The organism is Mesorhizobium sp. WSM4819, from assembly GCF_055811215.1.
Window position 1 is genome coordinate 49,640 of sequence record NZ_JBVVQO010000008.1, and the last position, 18,013, is coordinate 67,652.

16 protein-coding genes are annotated in these 18,013 nt (G+C 62.0%); 10 read left to right on the forward strand and 6 right to left on the reverse strand.

The window, feature by feature from the left end:
- Positions 1-412: 412 nt before the first annotated feature.
- From AC0L18_RS09865 to panB, 4 genes are all read right to left on the reverse strand, one after another.
- Entirely contained in the window at positions 413-1,042 is a 630-nt protein-coding gene (locus AC0L18_RS09865; protein WP_473491923.1) for an acyl-homoserine-lactone synthase, read from the reverse strand.
- 95 nt (positions 1,043-1,137) lie between these two features.
- Complete coding sequence (locus AC0L18_RS09870) at positions 1,138-1,863, reverse strand: LuxR family transcriptional regulator (RefSeq protein ID WP_473491925.1); 726 nt, start codon at positions 1,861-1,863, stop codon at positions 1,138-1,140.
- Between the two features lie 111 nt (positions 1,864-1,974).
- Entirely contained in the window at positions 1,975-2,874 is a 900-nt protein-coding gene (gene panC / locus AC0L18_RS09875; RefSeq protein ID WP_473491926.1) for a pantoate--beta-alanine ligase, read from the reverse strand.
- The gene (panB, locus tag AC0L18_RS09880; protein ID WP_473491927.1) at positions 2,871-3,707 is read right to left on the reverse strand and encodes a 3-methyl-2-oxobutanoate hydroxymethyltransferase; all 837 of its coding nucleotides are present in this window, start codon (positions 3,705-3,707) and stop codon (positions 2,871-2,873) included. Before panB ends, panC begins: the two co-directional genes overlap by 4 nt.
- Positions 3,708-3,880: 173 nt before the next feature.
- Between panB and AC0L18_RS09885 the strand changes: the two genes are divergently transcribed.
- The 10 genes from AC0L18_RS09885 (at position 3,881) to AC0L18_RS09930 (ending at position 15,491) form a co-directional block, all read left to right on the forward strand.
- Positions 3,881-4,843 (forward strand): NUDIX hydrolase, encoded by a 963-nt coding sequence (locus tag AC0L18_RS09885; RefSeq protein WP_473491928.1) that lies wholly within the window; start codon positions 3,881-3,883, stop codon positions 4,841-4,843.
- Positions 4,844-4,908: 65 nt separating this feature from the next.
- Positions 4,909-5,883, forward strand: coding sequence for a quinolinate synthase NadA (gene nadA / locus AC0L18_RS09890; protein ID WP_473491930.1), 975 nt, complete (start codon positions 4,909-4,911; stop codon positions 5,881-5,883).
- The gene (locus AC0L18_RS09895; RefSeq protein ID WP_473491932.1) at positions 5,880-7,427 is read left to right on the forward strand and encodes an L-aspartate oxidase; all 1,548 of its coding nucleotides are present in this window, start codon (positions 5,880-5,882) and stop codon (positions 7,425-7,427) included. Before nadA ends, AC0L18_RS09895 begins: the two co-directional genes overlap by 4 nt.
- Positions 7,424-8,311: a carboxylating nicotinate-nucleotide diphosphorylase gene (nadC, locus tag AC0L18_RS09900; protein WP_473491933.1), complete on the forward strand. Its 888-nt coding sequence runs from the start codon at positions 7,424-7,426 to the stop codon at positions 8,309-8,311. Before AC0L18_RS09895 ends, nadC begins: the two co-directional genes overlap by 4 nt.
- 225 nt (positions 8,312-8,536) lie before the next feature.
- On the forward strand, positions 8,537-9,505 hold the full coding sequence (bioB, locus tag AC0L18_RS09905; protein WP_473492065.1) for a biotin synthase BioB: 969 nt from the start codon (positions 8,537-8,539) through the stop codon (positions 9,503-9,505).
- The gene (locus AC0L18_RS09910) at positions 9,502-10,641 is read left to right on the forward strand and encodes an 8-amino-7-oxononanoate synthase (RefSeq protein WP_473491934.1); all 1,140 of its coding nucleotides are present in this window, start codon (positions 9,502-9,504) and stop codon (positions 10,639-10,641) included. The genes bioB and AC0L18_RS09910 overlap by 4 nt, the downstream gene beginning before the upstream one ends.
- Complete coding sequence (bioD, locus tag AC0L18_RS09915) at positions 10,638-11,273, forward strand: dethiobiotin synthase (protein ID WP_008874741.1); 636 nt, start codon at positions 10,638-10,640, stop codon at positions 11,271-11,273. Before AC0L18_RS09910 ends, bioD begins: the two co-directional genes overlap by 4 nt.
- Positions 11,273-12,538, forward strand: coding sequence for an adenosylmethionine--8-amino-7-oxononanoate transaminase (locus AC0L18_RS09920; protein ID WP_473491936.1), 1,266 nt, complete (start codon positions 11,273-11,275; stop codon positions 12,536-12,538). The genes bioD and AC0L18_RS09920 overlap by 1 nt, the downstream gene beginning before the upstream one ends.
- Complete coding sequence (locus tag AC0L18_RS09925; RefSeq protein WP_473491937.1) at positions 12,535-13,518, forward strand: beta-ketoacyl-ACP synthase III; 984 nt, start codon at positions 12,535-12,537, stop codon at positions 13,516-13,518. The genes AC0L18_RS09920 and AC0L18_RS09925 overlap by 4 nt, the downstream gene beginning before the upstream one ends.
- Before the next feature lie 326 nt (positions 13,519-13,844).
- The gene (locus AC0L18_RS09930; protein WP_473491938.1) at positions 13,845-15,491 is read left to right on the forward strand and encodes an MFS transporter; all 1,647 of its coding nucleotides are present in this window, start codon (positions 13,845-13,847) and stop codon (positions 15,489-15,491) included.
- A 469-nt stretch (positions 15,492-15,960) separates the two neighbouring features.
- On the opposite strand, the gene AC0L18_RS09935 is transcribed toward AC0L18_RS09930, so the two are convergent.
- Positions 15,961-17,253 carry a type II toxin-antitoxin system HipA family toxin gene (locus tag AC0L18_RS09935; RefSeq protein WP_473491939.1) on the reverse strand — a complete coding sequence of 431 codons (1,293 nt, stop codon included), beginning with the start codon at positions 17,251-17,253 and terminating at the stop codon, positions 15,961-15,963.
- Complete coding sequence (locus AC0L18_RS09940; protein WP_473491940.1) at positions 17,250-17,582, reverse strand: hypothetical protein; 333 nt, start codon at positions 17,580-17,582, stop codon at positions 17,250-17,252. Before AC0L18_RS09940 ends, AC0L18_RS09935 begins: the two co-directional genes overlap by 4 nt.
- Between the last annotated feature and the right edge of the window lie 431 nt (positions 17,583-18,013).

Sequence of the window (18,013 nt, forward strand, 5' to 3'; positions counted from 1 at the left end):
GCGCACGTTCATAAGCGGACATGTTGGTGTAGCTCGTACGTGCCCAAAGCCCCGGCGCATCGACCCAGCGCCGGGGCTTTTTTGGTACCAGAAGGCACCGCTGAGAGGAGCAATCGTCCAGCGGTGCAGGACTTGGCCGCTCTGTGAACGATCCCTGAGTTGCTGCTTTTTTGCGGCGTAAGAAATCCGGGGTTTTACGGCGTCCAAAAACTCGGGTGTCTGCGGCGGGGCGCGCCATTTGGCGTGGTAACGCCGGAATTGCGGATTGCACCTAAAAACTTCCTGGGCCCAGGTCGTGCGGGGGAATCGACCGGAATAGTCGTAAGCTTCGCACTACGCCGTCCGGCCAGCATATCAACCGTGCGTAGCGCCCGCCGGCAGGAGCATTGGTCAGGCTGAGCATCGTTAAGCGCTACGCCGACAGGCCGAGAACCGGTTGCCATAATACAGGTCCGTTCAGACGTCCCCTCCAGCGGATGCGCTTGAGGCTAGCGTGGGAAATCTCGAGAAAACCGGCGACCGCCTCCGTGTTACCAACCGGCTTCGGCTGTCCGATGCGCGTCAACGGCCACGTTGCGAGACGCAGGATCCGTTCCATGCGCGTATCGGTCACTGTCACAATCCGAGTGAGATTATTCGCCAAGCCGAATTCGATCATGCCGGCGAAGAGCTCGTATGTTGCTTGCGCCAGTCCGCCAGACTTAGGCGCTGATGGAGGGAGATCGAGTGCGAAACGACTGCTCTCCCAAATGCGGGCACTCGCGGGCGCCGCAGTCTCACCCAGCAGCATCGGAAAGGTATCGCGCAACATTGTCGGTCCGGTAGTCGGTAAAAGACGGACGCAACCGCAAATTCGCCAGTCGGATCCCTTGAGAAGCAGATAGACGGGGTTCAGGCTGTCAAATGCGTCTGTTTCCATCTCGCTTTCGGTCTGAACTTCCCAATCCAGCCTTTCCTTGAAGACCCGATGCCTGAGCCCGTGCATTTCGTTGAGCTCGTTTGGAAACTCGCCGTAGAGTTCAGGTGTTATCAGCTGCATCATCTGTCGCCTCCGTGCAGGATGTGTTCCCGCTATCGAAGAGCAAAGCCGACATTGATGCAGCCTGTAGACCTTTACAGCTTTCCAACAAAAGGAGGTCAGGATCTCCACTGACGGGAAGCAGTCAGCCGCGCTATGCCCTGGTTTATGGTTCGCACGCCAAGCTTTGCCTTGGCGTTTTCCAGATGGAAGGTCACGGTGCGTTTCGAGACGCCGAGGATCTGGCTGATATCCCAGGCGGACTTACCGCGCGCCGCCCATTTCAGGGATTCGAACTCCCGCGGGGTCAGCGTTATGCCATCCACCACGCAATCTTCGGCGAGCTGGCGCCGGGCATGTATATGAAAGTTGATTGCGACCAGCTGCAATGCTTTTTCGTAGCGAGTGAGTGACCGCAAGAGAGGCGGACGGGACTGGTCGGAAGCGAAGGTCAGCGCCGCAAACCGGCCGCGATGGTCATGCATGGACATGGTCAATCCGCCGCGAATGCCAAAGTGAGCTGCTTTTTCCAGGATTTCTTGCTGCGAGGCCGGCAGACACTGGCGGGGTCGATCCACGCCCCAATCAAAAGTATCCCAGCCTTGCAGCCCGCGCAGGATCACCGGATCATGGCTGTGGTAGCGCAGTTGCAGATAGTGCGATGTCCAGGATGAAGGATAATTTGAAATCAATCGCGGCGTCTGGCCGGAGACCGACGGGTAACTGAAATAGGCGAAGAGCGGAAAGTCGAAGCCGGCTGCGGCGGACGCCATCGCCTCATGTAGGTCGACTGCATCGACGCTTGCAGAGAGTTGCTCGACGAAGTTTTCGAACACGCGATACATCAGCCCTTTGCGCGACCTCCTCGAATGTTGCTCGATGCCAGGCGGAAACCTGGGTCTAAACGACTCTGCATCGATGCGACGCGGACGATTTGGTCGCCATCATCGCCGGCATTACTTTGCTGCTTCCCGGTGAAGCGAACCCCGTGCACCTGGCCGCTTACCAGCCGGGGATGTTGAGACGTTATCGATGAGCCGCGTGTCGCCGAGCCAAGCCGCGACAAGCAAGCGTGCTGGTCGGTCAAGCCTTGCTAGCGGCTGCAGGTCTGTTTCGCCGCGAAGTTCCAGGTACTCGACCTCGCGATAGCCTGTCGCCAGAATTGTTGCACGCGCTTCATCAAGCATGGGCAAGACAGGAGAGCCACGCGCAAGCCGCTCAGCCGTGTCGAGCAAGACCGAAGCCAGCTTTGGGGCAATGGCGCGTTCTGCTGGCGAGAGCCGGCTATTGCGCGACGATAGTGCAAGACCATCGGTTTCGCGGACTGTCGGACATGCGAGCACGGTGATCGGGATGTCAAGGTCCCGGACCAAGCGCCTGACAAGCTGAAGCTGCTGGAAATCCTTTTCGCCAAAAAAAGCTAAGTCAGCGCCGGTCTGCAGGAAGAGCTTGGCCACGACCGTCGCCACGCCATCGAAATGGCCGGGCCGGAAGGCGCCGCACAGGCCCTCGCTGAGAGTGGACACCGAAACGGCCGTGGCGAAGCCCGCTGGATACATCTCGTCTGCATCCGGTACATAGAGCAGATGTGCGCCTGTCGGCACGAGCTTGGCAGCATCTTCGTTTTCCGTCCGAGGATAGGCGGCAAGGTCGGCGGCACTGTTGAACTGCTTGGGATTGACGAACAGCGTCACGACTACCCGCTCGGCCTTCTGAAGTGCGGCCCGCACGAGACTCAGATGGCCTTCATGCAAGGCTCCCATGGTCGGCACAACGGCGACACGGGCGCCTGAGCGACGCCATCCCGCGGCAACAGCGCGGAGTTCGGCAACGGTTCGAACGATCGGCACGCTCATGTGACGTCTCCGGCCTTCGTCTCGTTGGCGTAGAGATGTTCGGCTGCCGGAAAGCGCCGTTCCCTCACGTCGGCGGCATAAGCCGCGATCGCCGCATCGGCCTGGTTGCCTAGTTCGGCGTAGCGTTTGACGAATTTCGGCCGGAAAGAGCCGAAAAGCCCAAGCATATCATCGCTGACCAAAATCTGGCCGTCGCAGGCCGGCGAGGCGCCGATGCCGATTGTGGGGACGGCGATCTCCGCAGTGATGCGCCGTGCGAGCGGCTCGGGCACTTTCTCCAGCACCACCGAGAAAGCGCCGGCTTCCGTGACCGCACCGGCGTCGCGCCTGATGCGCTCGGCATCGTCTCCCCGCCCCTGGACGCGGTAGCCGCCGAGAGTATTGACCGCCTGCGGCGTCAAGCCGACATGGGCCATGACAGGCACGCCGCGCGCGGCGAGGAAGCGGATCGTCTCGGCCATGGTCTGCCCCCCCTCGAGCTTCACCGCTGCACAACCGGTCTCCGCCATCAGGCGCGCAGCGTTGCGGAAGGCCTGCTCGGGGCTTTCTTCATAGGAACCGAATGGCAGGTCTACGACCATCAATGCTCGCACCAGACCGCGGCGCACCGCCTGGCCGTGCATGATCATCATGTCGAGAGTGACGCTCAGCGTCGACGAGAGGCCGTGCAGGACCATGCCGACGCTGTCGCCGACGAGAACGATGTCGCAGTGTCGATCGGCCAAACTGGCGATCGGCGTGGTATATGCCGTCAGGCAGACGAGTGGAGTCTGGCCTTTCCGCATCCGAACATCCAGCGGTGCAATTCCCTTTCGATCACCAGCTGCGCTCAACCCATCCCTCCTTCCCTTGCGTTACCCGCCGCGGGTGTCGCGTTTGGCACATTTTTGTGCAAGTGCGAAGAGCTAAAAATGGGGATGCAGCTGTGCGGTGTTGACGTGCGGACAGCCTCGCTTACATTAAATCGATTAAGGCTCCCGGGCTCGGGTCAACCACTTTCACGAACATGGACGATCAGGCAACAGGAACCAGGAAAGACAAAGCCGGCAAGGCGGACCAAGTCAAAGTGGACCTGATCGCCGTCGTCGTGGCCGTAAATGAAAGTGACCCCTGTCTCCTAACCATCGGCCAGGCTGACACCCTGCCGTCCGGACCTTTTGCGCTTGAGCACCGGTCGCCGCAATCCGGTTTGAGGGGGTGGGTCGAGCAGCAGACCGGCCAGCCCTTGGGGTACATCGAGCAGCTTTACACCTTCGCCGATCGGGACCGAATCGGCGCCGAACGCCAGCAGCGCGTCATCTCCATCAGCTATCTCGCTTTGACCAGCAAAGAACAGGCAACGGGCTCATGCAAGTGCGGCTGGCAAAGCTGGTACGACTATTTTCCATGGGAGGACCACCGCTCCGGCACCCCGCCGGTGGTGCTGGATGTTGTGCGACCACGCTTGATCGGTTGGGCAGACGGAGCGAGCGACGCGGCCACGCGACGCGAACGCCGGCAGCGGGCGGCGATCGCCTTTGGCTTCGACGACCGTTATTGGAATGAGGAGCTCGTGCTTCAGCGATATGAGTTACTTTATGAAGCAGGCCTGGTCCAAGAGGCCGGAAGAGGACGGGAGACGCCGCTTCCCCTGGTGCCGAGCAAATCCATGGTCGCTGATCATCGCCGTATCGTGGCAACGGGCATTGCGCGGCTGCGCTCCAAGATCAAATACCGGCCCGTCGTCTTTGAGCTTATGCGACCGACCTTTACGCTACTGCAGCTGCAGCGAACCGTGGAGGCGCTCGCCGGCAGGCTCATCCACAAGCCGAACTTTCGCCGCCTGATCGAGCAACAGGAACTGGTCGAGGAGACCGGCGAGACCACTGCGGAGACCGGTGGTCGGCCGGCGAAGCTCTACCGCTTCCGCCACGCCGTTCTCGACGAAAGGGCCGTCGCCGGGACAAAATTGCCGCTGGCGCGGGGTTGACATCCCTTATACTCACGGCAAGTATATGCCGGTTATCTTCAACTAGAGTATAAGCGGGGGCATCAATGAGCGCCGTGCTGCCTACGGCCGCGTTCCTCTACGAGCGCGTCCGGCGCGTGATCCCGCCGATTGAATGGCCGTCTTTCGTGGACGATATCGAAGCCATCCTTGCGCTCAAGCGCGAGCGCAATGCCATCATCCTGGCGCACAACTATCAGACGCCCGAGATCTACCATTGCGTCGCAGACATTGTCGGCGACAGCCTGGCGCTGGCCCGCAAGGCTGTGACAGTCGAGGCGCAAGTCATCGTCGTTGCCGGCGTGCATTTCATGGCCGAGACGGCCAAGCTGCTTAATCCGAAAAAGACCGTGCTTATCCCCGACCTGGGCGCTGGTTGCTCGCTGGCCGATTCGATCACGGCACAAGACGTGCGGCTGATGCGACAGAGTTATCCCGGCGTGCCCATTGTCACCTATGTCAACACCTCCGCCGCTGTGAAAGCCGAGTCCGACATCTGCTGCACCTCGGGCAACGCAAAGGCGGTGGTGGAATCGCTCGGCGCGCCGCGTGTGATTATGCTGCCCGACGAATATCTCGCCAAGAACGTCGCCGCCGAGACGAAGGTTGGGATCATCGCCTGGAAGGGTCGTTGCGAGGTGCATGAGCGCTTCACCCCGGCCGATATTCGCGAACTGCGCGCCGCACATCCGGGTGTCATCGTGCTGGCCCATCCCGAATGCCCCCCGGACGTTGTCACAGAGGCGGATTTTTCGGGTTCCACCGCGGCCATGTCGGATTATGTCGAGCGGGAAAAACCACCCCGCGTAGTGTTGATGACGGAATGTTCGATGAGCGACAATATCGCGATCGCGCATCCCGACGTCGAGTTCGTCCGCCCCTGCAATCTCTGTCCGCACATGAAGCGCATCACGCTGGCTAACATTCGCGTCGCACTCGAGGAGAACCGGCATGAGGTTCGGATCGATCCCGGGATTGCAGGGCGCGCGCGCCGCTCGGTCGAGCGTATGCTTTCCATATGAGCCTCGACGTTCATGACATCGGCGGGGCCCCGGTCATCATCGGCGCCGGTGTGGCAGGCCTGATGACGGCGCTTCATCTGGCGCCGGAACCGGTTGTGCTTCTGTCCAATGCGGGGCTGGGAACCGGAGCCTGCAGCGAGCTCGCCCAAGGCGGTCTTGCGGCAAGTGTCGGCGGCGAGGACAGTCCCGAACTTCATCTTTGTGACACCGTCGCGGCCGGCGACGGTCTCTGCGACGTGACGACTGTGCGGCGAACGGTCCGAGCTGCACCTGAAGCGATCAGGACTCTAGAGCGGTTCGGTGTCGCATTCGATCGACGCGCTGACGGCGCGTTGCGGCTCGGGCTTGAGGCGGCGCACTCGCAGCGGCGGATCGTGCATGCGGCGGGCGATGCCACCGGTCGCGAGCTGGTCCGCGCGCTGATCGCCGCGGCACGGCGCACAGCCTCCATCACTATCCTGGAAAACGTGGAGGCCCGCCGGCTTGTCGTGGAAGACGGGGCGATTATCGCCGTGGTCGCGGCCGGGTGCACGGGCGCAATCGCCTTGCCAACGCGCCGCGTGGTCCTGGCGACCGGCGGCATCGGCGGCTTGTTTAGCGATACGACAAACCCTCCTGGCTCATGTGGACAGGGGCTCGCGCTCGCCGCCTGTGCCGGGGCGGAGTTCGCCGACCTGGAATTCGTGCAGTTCCACCCGACCGCCCTCGAGGGTCCGCGGCGGCCGATGCCGCTGGTGAGCGAAGCGGTGCGCGGCGAGGGTGCTGTGCTCATCGACGAGCAAGGAGAGCGTTTCCTCGCTGAAACCCCCGGGGGCGAGCTTGCGCCTCGCGACGTGGTTGCGCGCGCGGTTTGGCATCAGCTCGCTGTCGGACGCCGTGTGTTCCTGGACGCAAGGCAATGTCTCGGCCTCAGATTTGACAAGCGCTTTCCGGCGATCGCCGATTTGTGCCACCAGGCCGGCATCGATCCCGCGACCGACCCGATCCCGGTGCGCCCGGCGGCACATTATCACATGGGCGGTGTCGCTGTAGACGCTGCCGGCCGCAGCTCCATCGAGGGATTGTGGGCATGTGGCGAGGTCGCATGCACCGGTCTGCACGGCGCGAACCGACTCGCCAGCAACTCGCTTATCGAAGCGGCGGTCACAGCGAGCTGGGTTGCTGAAAGCGTCGCCGACGTATCACACACCCGGCGTCCGCGCGTGTGTTCCGCATTCGTGCCTCGACGGCCAGACGCCTCCGGCATCCGCCCAATCGTCTCGGCCGCGCTCGGCATCATCCGCGATAGCGAGACGCTACGCGACGGGGTGGCGACCCTGTTGCCGATCGCAGCTCACGACAGCGCTGCCTCCGACCCCGCCTTGGTCGCGCTGATGATCGCCATTGCGGCCCTGCGGCGCGAAGAGAGCCGCGGCTCGCACTATCGTTCCGATTTCCCCGGACGCGATGCAGATGCGCGCCAGTCACGGCTGACACTGTGCAGCGCAATACAGACCGCCGTCGCACTCAGCTGGCGGGCGCCGATACGGAGCACCCTGACATGAATTCGTTCTCACCCCTTCCCTCAACCCTGATCGAGCCGATCGTGCGCGGTGCTCTTCTCGAAGACCTGGGCAGATGCGGTGATCTGACCAGCGACGCCGTGATCCCGCGTGATCGCACGGCCACCTTGGTGCTCAAGTCGCGACAGATGGGCATCGTTGCCGGTCTCGATCTGGCCGCCTTCGCCTTCATGCTCGTCGAGCCTGCGATCGACATGCACATCTGGCGAGCTGACGGCAGCGATGTCGCGGCGGGCGAGACTATCGCCAAGTTGTGCGGACCGGCGCGAGGCCTGCTCACGGCCGAGCGCACGGCGCTCAATTTTCTGTGCCGCCTGAGCGGCATCGCCACTGCCACAGCGGCGATGGTCGAGGCCGTGCGTGGCCACAAGGCGAAGATCGTGTGCACGCGAAAGACCACGCCCGGCCTGCGCGCGCTGGAGAAATATGCGGTACGCGTCGGCGGCGGCGCCAATCACCGCTTCGGGCTCGACGACGCCGTGCTGATCAAGGACAACCACATCGCGATCGCCGGCGACATTCGCACGGCAATAGAGCGGGCGCGCGCCGCCGCAGGCCACATGGTGAAGATCGAGGTCGAGGTCGACACGCTGGAGCAGCTCGATGTAGCGCTCACGCTGGGAGTCGACGCAGTGCTGCTCGACAATATGTCGGTTGAGGACCTTGCGCGCGCCGTGGCAATCGTCGGTGGCCGCGCCATCACCGAGGCTTCCGGTCGGGTGACGCCGAAAACGGCTCCGTTGATTGCTGCGACGGGGGTCGACCTCATCTCAGTCGGATGGCTGACACACAGCGCGCCCATCCTCGACATCGGCCTGGATATGCCGGCGCATCAGCGCGCGCTTGAACTGATGGAGATGGAATGAAAGGCATTCCCACCTCCGCTGGAGCGCGCCGACGCAGGAACTGCTCCATGCGAGCCTGCATCTTTGTGCGGCGCACCCTCCAACTGGTTCAGGCTCATCGGGCTGATCGACGATCATAGCGAACCCGAGGAGGGTCGACAGACTCCTGCACGCGCTGTCGGACCAGCGACAAAGCTTTTGATGATGACGATTGGAACGAACTCGGAGTGCGACGTGAAGCAAGCCATGCAATCGATCGAGGGGGCACTATCCCGATGGAACCGCAAAGAGGCCGAGGCTATCCACGGGATGCCGTTCAATGACCTGCTCTTCCTGGCTCAGACAATCCACCGCCAGAACTTCGATCGCAACCGGGTGCAGCTGTCGCGGCTGCTCAGCATCAAGACCGGCGGATGCCCGGAGGATTGCGGCTATTGCAGCCAGTCTACGCATTACGAAACCGGCCTGAGGGCGTCCAAGCTGATGGAGGTGGAGCGTGTCATTGCCGAAGCGATCAAGGCGCGGGACGCCGGCGCCACCCGCTATTGCATGGGCGCCGCATGGCGCAGTCCGAAGGAACGCGACATGGGCTCCGTGGTCGCCATGATCGAGGGCGTGAAGGCGCTCGGCATGGAGACGTGCATGACGCTCGGAATGCTGGACCTCAGTCAGGCGCAGCGCCTGAAGGCGGCCGGTCTCGACTACTACAACCACAACATCGACACGTCCGAGCGCTATTACGGCGAGGTTGTTTCAACCAGGACCTTTGCCGACCGGCTGGAAACACTTGGGCACGTGCGCGAGGTTGGCATGAAGGTCTGCTGCGGCGGCATTGTCGGGATGGGAGAGGAAAAGGCCGATCGCATCGACATGCTGGTCACACTGGCGAACCTGCCCGAGCCGCCGGAAAGCGTGCCGATCAACATGCTCATCCCCATCGAAGGCACGCCGCTTGCCGAGGCCGAGCCCATCGATCCGATCGATTTCGTCCGCACCATTGCGCTCGCCCGCATCATGATGCCGAAGTCCTATGTAAGGCTCTCCGCCGGCAGGACGGCGATGAGCGACGAAACGCAGGCGCTGTGCTTCTTTGCCGGCGCCAATTCGATCTTTGTCGGCGACATGCTGCTGACGGCGGACAATCCCGGCGAGGACAAGGATAATCGTCTATTCAGGCGTCTCGGCATTGAGCCGATGCCACGCGAGGCAAGATGAACGAGCCGCCGCTTGCCCGCTATGAAGCAACCTTGCAGGGTCTGGCACGCAAGGGCCGGCTGCGGACACTGGCGCCGCGCGCCGGGCTCGACTTCTCGTCCAACGATTATCTCGGGCTTGCTGCCTCGAAGAGACTTGGCGATGCAGTCGCGGCGGCAATCGAGGGGGGCACCCCGGTCGGCGCTACCGGATCGCGGCTCCTGCGCGGCAACGCGCCGGAGCATGAGGCATTGGAGGCAGATGCGGCGGCGTTCTTCGGGGCCGAGCGGGCGCTGTTCTTCGGCAGCGGCTACATCGCCAACTTCGCCCTGCTGAGCGCCCTGCCGCGAAAGGGTGACCTGCTGATCCTCGACGAACTCGCGCATGCCAGCATGCATGAAGGGGCGCGGGCTGGACGCGCCGAGTTCAGGCCGGCCACGCACAACGACATAGATGCTTTTGAGGACGCGATCAGGCGCTGGCGCGCCGAAGGTGGCATGGGGCATATCTGGATCGCAGTCGAAGGCCTGTACAGCATGGATGGCGACTGCGCGCCGATGGAGAGCCTGGTCGCGCTTGCCGATCGGTACGAGGCATTCATAGTGGTCGACGAGGCGCATGCCACCGGCGTCTGGGGACCGGACGGCCGGGGGCTGGCCGCCGCTTTCGAGGGCCGCGACAACATTGTCGCGCTCCACACATGCGGCAAGGCGCTCGGCGCATCCGGCGCACTCGTCACTGGGCCGGGAGTGCTGTGCGACTATATTGTCAACCGCTGCCGGCCCTTTATCTACGCCACCGCGCCATCGCCGCTAATGGCGGTGGCGGCGCGCGAAGCGCTCGCAATCCTGGTCGACGAGCCGATGCGCCGCGTTCAGCTGCACGAGTACGTTGCCTTCGCGGGCCGCCAACTGGCCGAGCGCTGTGGCGTGGCGCGCAGCGGCTCGCAGATCCAGCCACTTGTCATTGGCGACGTCAGCCGCACCATGTTGATGGCGGCGGCATTGCAGGCCCGCGGCTTCGACATACGCGGCATTCGCCCGCCGACCGTGCCGGAGGGCACGTCGCGGCTGCGCATTTCGCTGACGCTGAATGTCGGCAAGCCTGACATTTCGGCCATGGTCGAGACGCTCGTCGAGGTGTTGGCCACGGCATGACCACGCGTATCGTCGTCACCGGAACAGACACCGGAATAGGCAAGACCGTGTTCTCGGCTGGGCTGGCCGGGCTGCTCGACGGCTTTTACTGGAAGCCGGTGCAATCTGGTCTCGATGAGGAGACCGACAGTGAGGCGGTTGAACGGCTCGCCGGCCTGCCGTCAGGGCGCGTGCTGCCGGAAGCTCACCGCTTGAAGAGCCCGCTGTCGCCGCATCGTTCAGCCGAAATCGACGGCGTCTCGATTGAGGCTGCCGATCTTGCATTTCCGGTCCTGCCGACACCGCTCGTCATCGAAGGCGCTGGCGGACTGATGGTGCCGATCAACCGACAGACAAGATTTATTGACATCTTCGCTGAATGGCGGCTGCCGGTCATTCTGTGCGCCCGCACCGAGCTCGGCACGATCAACCACACTCTGCTGTCGATCGAAGCCCTGCGGGCTCGCTCCATCCCGCTGATCGGCATCGCCTTCATCGGCGAAGAGGTAGCCGATACGCAAAGGACAATCACCGAATTCGGCGCGGTGCGTCAGCTCGGCAGGCTGCCACACCTCGTTCCGTTGACGCGCGAAACTCTGCGGAAGGCGATGTTTGCCGGCTTCGACCTCGCCAAGATTGCCGGAGGCGAATGATGTCGCGGTCGCCGGTCTGGCATCCATTCACCCAGCACGCGATCGAGCCGGCCATGCCGTCCGTTGTCCGCACGGAAGGGGTTTGGCTAGAGACGAATGACGGAAGGCATATCCTCGATGCAATCTCCTCCTGGTGGGTGGTCACCCACGGGCACCGCCATCCACGGATCATGGAAGCAATCCGGAATGCGACTGAGATGCTCGACCAGGTGATCTTCGCCGGTCTCACCCATCAGCCGGCAGAGCAATTAGCCTCGGCGCTGATCGAAATAGTGCCGGCAGGCCTCGACTGGGTCTTCTATTCCGACAGTGGATCCACGTCCGTCGAAGTCGCGCTGAAGATGGCGCTCGGCTATTACCGCAATATCGGCGCGCCGCGTTCGCGCATCGTCGTCATGGAACACAGCTATCATGGCGACACGATCGGCACGATGAGCGTCGGAGCCCGCGGCGTGTTCAACGCCGCCTACGAACCCCTGCTGTTCGAGGTCGACACCATTCCGTTTCCGGCCGCAGGGCGCGAGCAGGAAACGCTGGATAGATACGAGGCTTTCTCTCGCGACCGCCGCGCCGCCGCGCTGATCCTCGAGCCGCTGGTGCTCGGCGCCGGCGGCATGCTGATGTATCCGGCCTGGGTTCTGGCCGAATTGAAAAAGATCACTGAGGCCTCCGGCACGCTGCTGATCGCCGACGAGGTGATGACCGGCTGGGGGCGCACCGGAACCATGTTCGCCTGCGACCAGGCATCGATTTCTCCTGATATCCTGTGCACCTCGAAGGGCTTGACTGGCGGCGCAATCCCGCTGGCGGCCACGCTTGCCACCGACACCATCTTCCGGGCCCACTATTGCGAGGACCGGAAGAAGACCTTTTTCCACTCGAGTTCCTATACCGCCAATCCGATCGCTTGCGCGGCAGCATTTGCCAATATCGAGATCTGGCGGGACGAGCCGGTGGCCGAGCGGATTGCGGCCTTGAGTGCCGGGCTGGCCGTCGGGCTTCGACGCTTTCGCAACAATACCAAGTTCACAGATTGCCGGGCGACCGGCACGATCGCAGCTCTCGATCTGCGCGCCGGCTCAGCCGGCTATCTGGCCGAGATCGGGCCAAAACTGCGCGCCTTTTTTCTCGAACGCGGCCTGTTGGTGCGCCCGCTCGGCAATGTCCTTTATCTTCTGCCGCCCTACTGCATCACCGGCAACGAGCTGGACAGGCTCTATGATGCCATCGAGGAGGCCGGCGAACGCTTCGGTTCCCGGCCATGAAGAGATCGTCGACCATTCTCGGCTTGGGTCATGATGCGCCGTCGCGCAAGGTCGAGAATCCGGAAATCGAAATCCGTCTCGGGCTTGAGCCCGGCTGGATCGAGCAGCGGACCGGGATACGCTCGCGCTTCTGGGCAACGGACCAAGACACGCTGTCGGGTCTTGCCGCGCACGCCGGCGACATGGCGCTGGCGAATGCCGGCATCGACCGTGGCGACATCGGTCTTTTGCTGCTTGCCACCTCGACACCCGATCACCTTTTGCCGCCCAGCGCGCCGCTGGTCGCGCATCGGCTGGGGCTCAGCTGCGCCGGCGCGGTCGATCTGACCGGCGCCTGCGCCGGCTTCATCTATGCGCTGATGTTCGCCGACAGCTTCACCCGTCTGCACGGGAAGGCGAGCCTTGTCATCGCCGCCAACATCCTCAGCCGCCGCATCAATCCGGCGGAGCGCGCCAGTGCCGTGCTGTTTGCCGACGCCGCCGGCGCCGTGGTGATTGCCCCGTGCGATGACCCGGATCGGGGCATTCTCGGCGCCGCGTTGGCTTCGGACGGCTCGCGCTACGGGCTGATCCAGATTCCCGCCGGAGGAAGCAACACACCGTTCCACGGCGGCATGGACCTCGGGCAGACCCGCATGACGATCGCCAACGGCCGTGAAGTGTTCAGCAAGGCCGTGGACATGATGACGGCCTGCTCGCAGGACGCGCTCACTTCTGCCCGAATGCTGCCGCAAGACATTGATCGTTTCGTGCCGCATCAGGCCAATGCTCGGATTTTCGATGTGGTCGGGAGGAACCTCGGAATAGCGGATCAGGCAATCGTCAAGACGATCGCCGAGTACGGCAACTCTTCCGCCGCGACCATCCCGCTCTCGCTGTCGCTCGCCCATCGGACGCAGCCGTTTCGGGCGGGCGAAAAGATTCTCCTTGCCGCGGCGGGTGCCGGCCTCACCGGAGGCGCCCTCATCCTCGGAATTTAGCGGTACGACGGCCATGCACAGGATTTGTCACGAATGACACTAGCAAAACGGGCCCAATGCGAAAAAATAGACGCCGGCAAGCTGCATGGGCACTGGTTTGATGACGCGAGATCGAAAACCCTGCAGACGATTTCTCGAGCAGGACGATCGGCAACGCTACTTTGCTGGGCGAGGAGTGGTTGGCGCCAGTCCAGGAGAGCGGAGGTATCCAACTCCTCATTGCGATGAAGTCATCCTCGATATGTCGGCCCTTATTGGTCAACATCGTAACAGCAGTAGTGGCAGCCGTGAATTGAATAACCGGCCCCCCGAAGGCATCAACCGTCATGCAGTCCGAAAAAAATGCTCATCTGCCTGTCTCAACAACGCTGGCTCCATTTCGGAACCCGGTGTTTCGCTCGATCTGGACGGCCACACAAATATCCAGCCTCGGGTGGCTCGTGCAAACGGTCGCCATCAGTTGGCTGATGGCCACGATTTCCGCTTCGGATCTGATGGTTGCACTCGTGCAGGCCGCATCCACGTTGCCGGTATTCTTCCTCTCAATCCTGGCCGGAGCCATTGCCGACAACTTCAGCCGCCGATGGGTAATGTTTGCGGGGCACTGCCTGATAGCATTGGCATCAACGACGCTGATGATTTCTGTGGGTCTGGGATTTGCCGGTCCCTGGCTAATTCTCGGATTAGGTTTCCTGGCCGGCTGCGGCTTTGCCTTGAATGATCCGGCCTGGCACGCTTCTGTCGGCGATATTCTTCATAAGCGCGACATCCCGGCTGCGGTGACGCTTATGTCCGTCGGATACAACATTGTGCGCAGCGTTGGTCCGGCTTTGGGGGGCGTGGTCTTGGCATTTCTTGGACCGCTGGCCGCTTTCGCGTTGGCAGCGCTGAGTGATCTGGCGCCGCTGACCGCAATATGGCGCACTAGATGGAATGTTCGCACGTCACCTCTCCCTCGTGAGCGCATGACGATGGCAATTCATGACGGAGTGCGCTTCACCGTAATGTCCCTGGAGATCAGGGCAGCGATTGCCCGTGCAACCTTTTTCGGGTTGGCAAGCATCTCCATCCTTGCGCTGCTCCCTTTAGTCGTCCGGGATCAGCTGAAAAGCGGCCCAATCGTCTACGGCATCCTGCTGGCGGGCTTCGGCATGGGTGCTTTCGTCGCGGGCATGAGCAATAGCTTTCTAAGGCGGATCACGTCTCAAAACAGGCTGGTATCGTTCGCCTCCGTTGCTTGTGCAGCATGTTGCCTTTCCCTTGCACTCACATCATCGGTCGCTGTAGCGGCCATTTCGCTGGCACTTGCTGGCGCGGGTTGGCTTATCACCTGGACGGGCATCGACGTGTCGGTGCAGCTGGCAAGCCCAAGGTCGGTCGTCGGCCGCACACTATCGATCTACTACGCCTTTAGCGCAGGCGGGATGGCGGCAGGCAGCTGGATATGGGGTACTGTCGCACAGAACTACTCCTTAGCCTGGGCTTTGCAGGGCGCCGCAGGCGCTCTGTTGCTGGTTGCAGCTGCGGGAGTACTGTTACCAGTCCGTCCATGGGAAGAAACGGATCAGGAAAGTTCGGATTTTCACGCGCCGGAGCTGGCACTCGAGTTGAAGCCCAGGAGTGGCCCCATAGTCGTCAAGGTCGAGTATCTTATATCCGAGGAGAATATCGAGACCTTTCTGGGCTACATGCGCGCAAGGCGCCATGTTCAGAGCCGTGCCGGTGCGCGAAACTGGACACTGCAGCGAAATCTTCAAAAGCCTTCGATTTGGACAGAGACATTCCGCACGCCAACCTGGATGGATTTTCTGCGGCTGAATCATCGGCTCACGGCAGCGGATAAGGAAATCGGCCAGCGTCTCCTGGCACTGCATGATGGAGAGCGTCCTCCGCACACAGTGCTGTCGATCGAACGAACGACTGAGGCAGCTCGTACCCGTGCCTCAACAATCTTTTCTCGTCCTCCCAGGTGACGTGATCACGAAAGCGATCGCATTCTGCCGCGCCAGTCGATTTCAAGCAGCGCGCAGGCCGCATCGCCAGTACGCGGAGCCTATGCGTCCGGCGCTCTCTCGCGAATACCCATGCCGCCGCGGGGCTCGAGGCCGGGGGCAGGAACAGTCCGTTCTGGGCCATCTTCGATGCGGCGCGCGACGGCAAGAAGGAGGGTATGGGTTTCGAGCGCTGGTAGTCGCCCTGCGCACAAGCCGATCAGCATCACGTTCGACGTGCGCTTCAGCAGCGCTGTGCGGCTCAGAGACTGGCAGAAGAGTATCTGACTCGTTAGCGGCTGGCGCTGGGCCAGCCGGAACCAGGCCTGTTCGAAGACGGCGCTGGCGCTCGACCTTTCGGCGCCGGACATGGAGTGAGGGTAGGCGAAACGGAGAACCAGTCGCCTTGACGCCCTTGCAGGACGCCATCTTAACCGCAAACGGCAAGCTTTCAGGGATCATTTCTGCGCCGTTGGGCGGCTTGCCGTTCCCGATGTTCGAACGCGTCGGTGAAGCTATCGAGTTCTTGGGGGGTCATCCCAAGCGCCCGCCCCTCCTCCCGCCATGACGCGACCGCCTTTTCGACTTCTGCGAGTATCGTCTTCGCTCGATCACTCCTGATCCGGAAATAAGCGATTACCGACATCAGTGCGTCGACAGTCGCTTCGGGCCCAGTTTCCTCGGATATCCAGGTTTTCAGCTCTCGCACGCGCTCAGGGAACGGGTTGATGTCGAATGCAGGCGCCAGGCGCCATTGCCCGTGATGCACATGGAGAAAGCCGTGATTGTGGAGGTGGTCCTCGACATTGGTGATAAGGATCGAGAACGCGATGCGCCGCCAAAGCTCTTCGATGTTGGCCGCTGGCTGGCTGCCGTGCTGACGAAGCACATCCACAAGTTCAGTATAGCTATGCTCGCCAACGTCCCCTGACTCTGCGCCGATCATCGTGGCGGCCGAGATATACATGAGTCGATTGCCGTTCGGAGTCCTATCGAAACGCCGTATGAGCGCGACAGGGGCGCCGTCGCTGTCGAGCAGACGTGTCTCAGCAGCATCCACGCCGGCTTTTCTGGCCAAATTCATAGCGAGCACTTCGCCTTTTGTGACAGATCGATCATCGGCAACGCTCGGAAACTTACCGATAGCGAGGCGTCCGTCATCGTCGACGACAGAGCATTTCGGACGAAGGCCCCCAAGGGACGTGCCACGTCCACGCAAATAGGCGAGATCCGTTGCCGTCTCGGTGTTCGTCTCGACGGCGTGCGTGGCTGCGAGAAGTTGACCGATTTCAATGAGCGGCGGCGTGGTGCGTCGACCCTCCTCGGTCGTTCTTTGGTAACGCCCTTCTTCGTCCTTCAACCGGAGCGCACCAATGCGGCTCATGTCGTCCACTGCCAAGAGGTAATCCATCGCGTTCAGAGGCCGCGTTTCGGCGACATTTCCCGCCCGGCGCGCCTCTTGGCGACGCTTGGCCTGGTCGCGCTGGATTACACGCCGGCCCCATCCGTCCGGCTCCGTGTCCGCGATCGCGTTGTGGAACACGGATCCATCGCCGGTCTTTCGATGGAATTGAGGGCCAGTAACGAGTGGCAGACCGGGTTCGATCGAGAAGCCTTCCGCTGCTCTCAGCCAACCTGCATCATATTCAAAGGCAGCGCTCTCGCGCGCACCCTGCTGATCATAGCACAACGTACCCAGTAGCATCGCTTCTTCGCCAATGTGAACAGCAATAGAACGTCTCATATTGCACCCGGTGGCTTCCGCACCCTTACCCTCTTGGGCAAACGTTCAGCGTCGAGGAGCAGGCCTTGCTCATCGCGATGCGCGTCGATGATCTGCGCCAAAGCCTCATCAAAGCCCAAAACGAAAAAGGTCATGGCGTAGGCCCCCATAGCGACGGTCGGGTCTCCTTTTTCGATCTTCAGATAGGTGCTCTTTGCGACACCCAGTCGTTCCGCCATCATCATCACGGTCAGGCTGCGCTTCTTACGGGCGACCGCAATGTCGGCGCCGAGCTTGCCAAGCGCCCTCTTGACTCTGGGAGGCAATGTATCTGTCACTGTTGAGCGCATCTTTGTCTCATAGAAACGACCTTAACTCTCTCTAGGGCGCTTATATAAGACCTAAGCCGTGATCTGTCGAGAGTTGGCCTGTTTGACCGAACAAGGCGGTGGCCCTGCAACCAACCACACTACTCTCGTGAGCATGCATCCATCCGATCCGCAATGGGCGCTAGGTGAGTCGCACGGGGGTGTGAACGATTGCGCCGCTGCAAAACGAAACGGGCCATCCTTGGCACGATCCAGTTGTGCGCTGCAGCGAGGCTCCCGCCTGACGTGTACCGAGCGGCGCCGCCGCATGCTGTCTCGACCCGAGCTTCACAGCAAACAGGTGCTGTCGGTATCGAACGAAAGTGTCATATATCGAACATACGAACCGTGTCCCAAAACGTCTGCTCGGTGCTCAGCTGACCCCCAAAAAGCAAAAAGAAAAGAGCGCGACG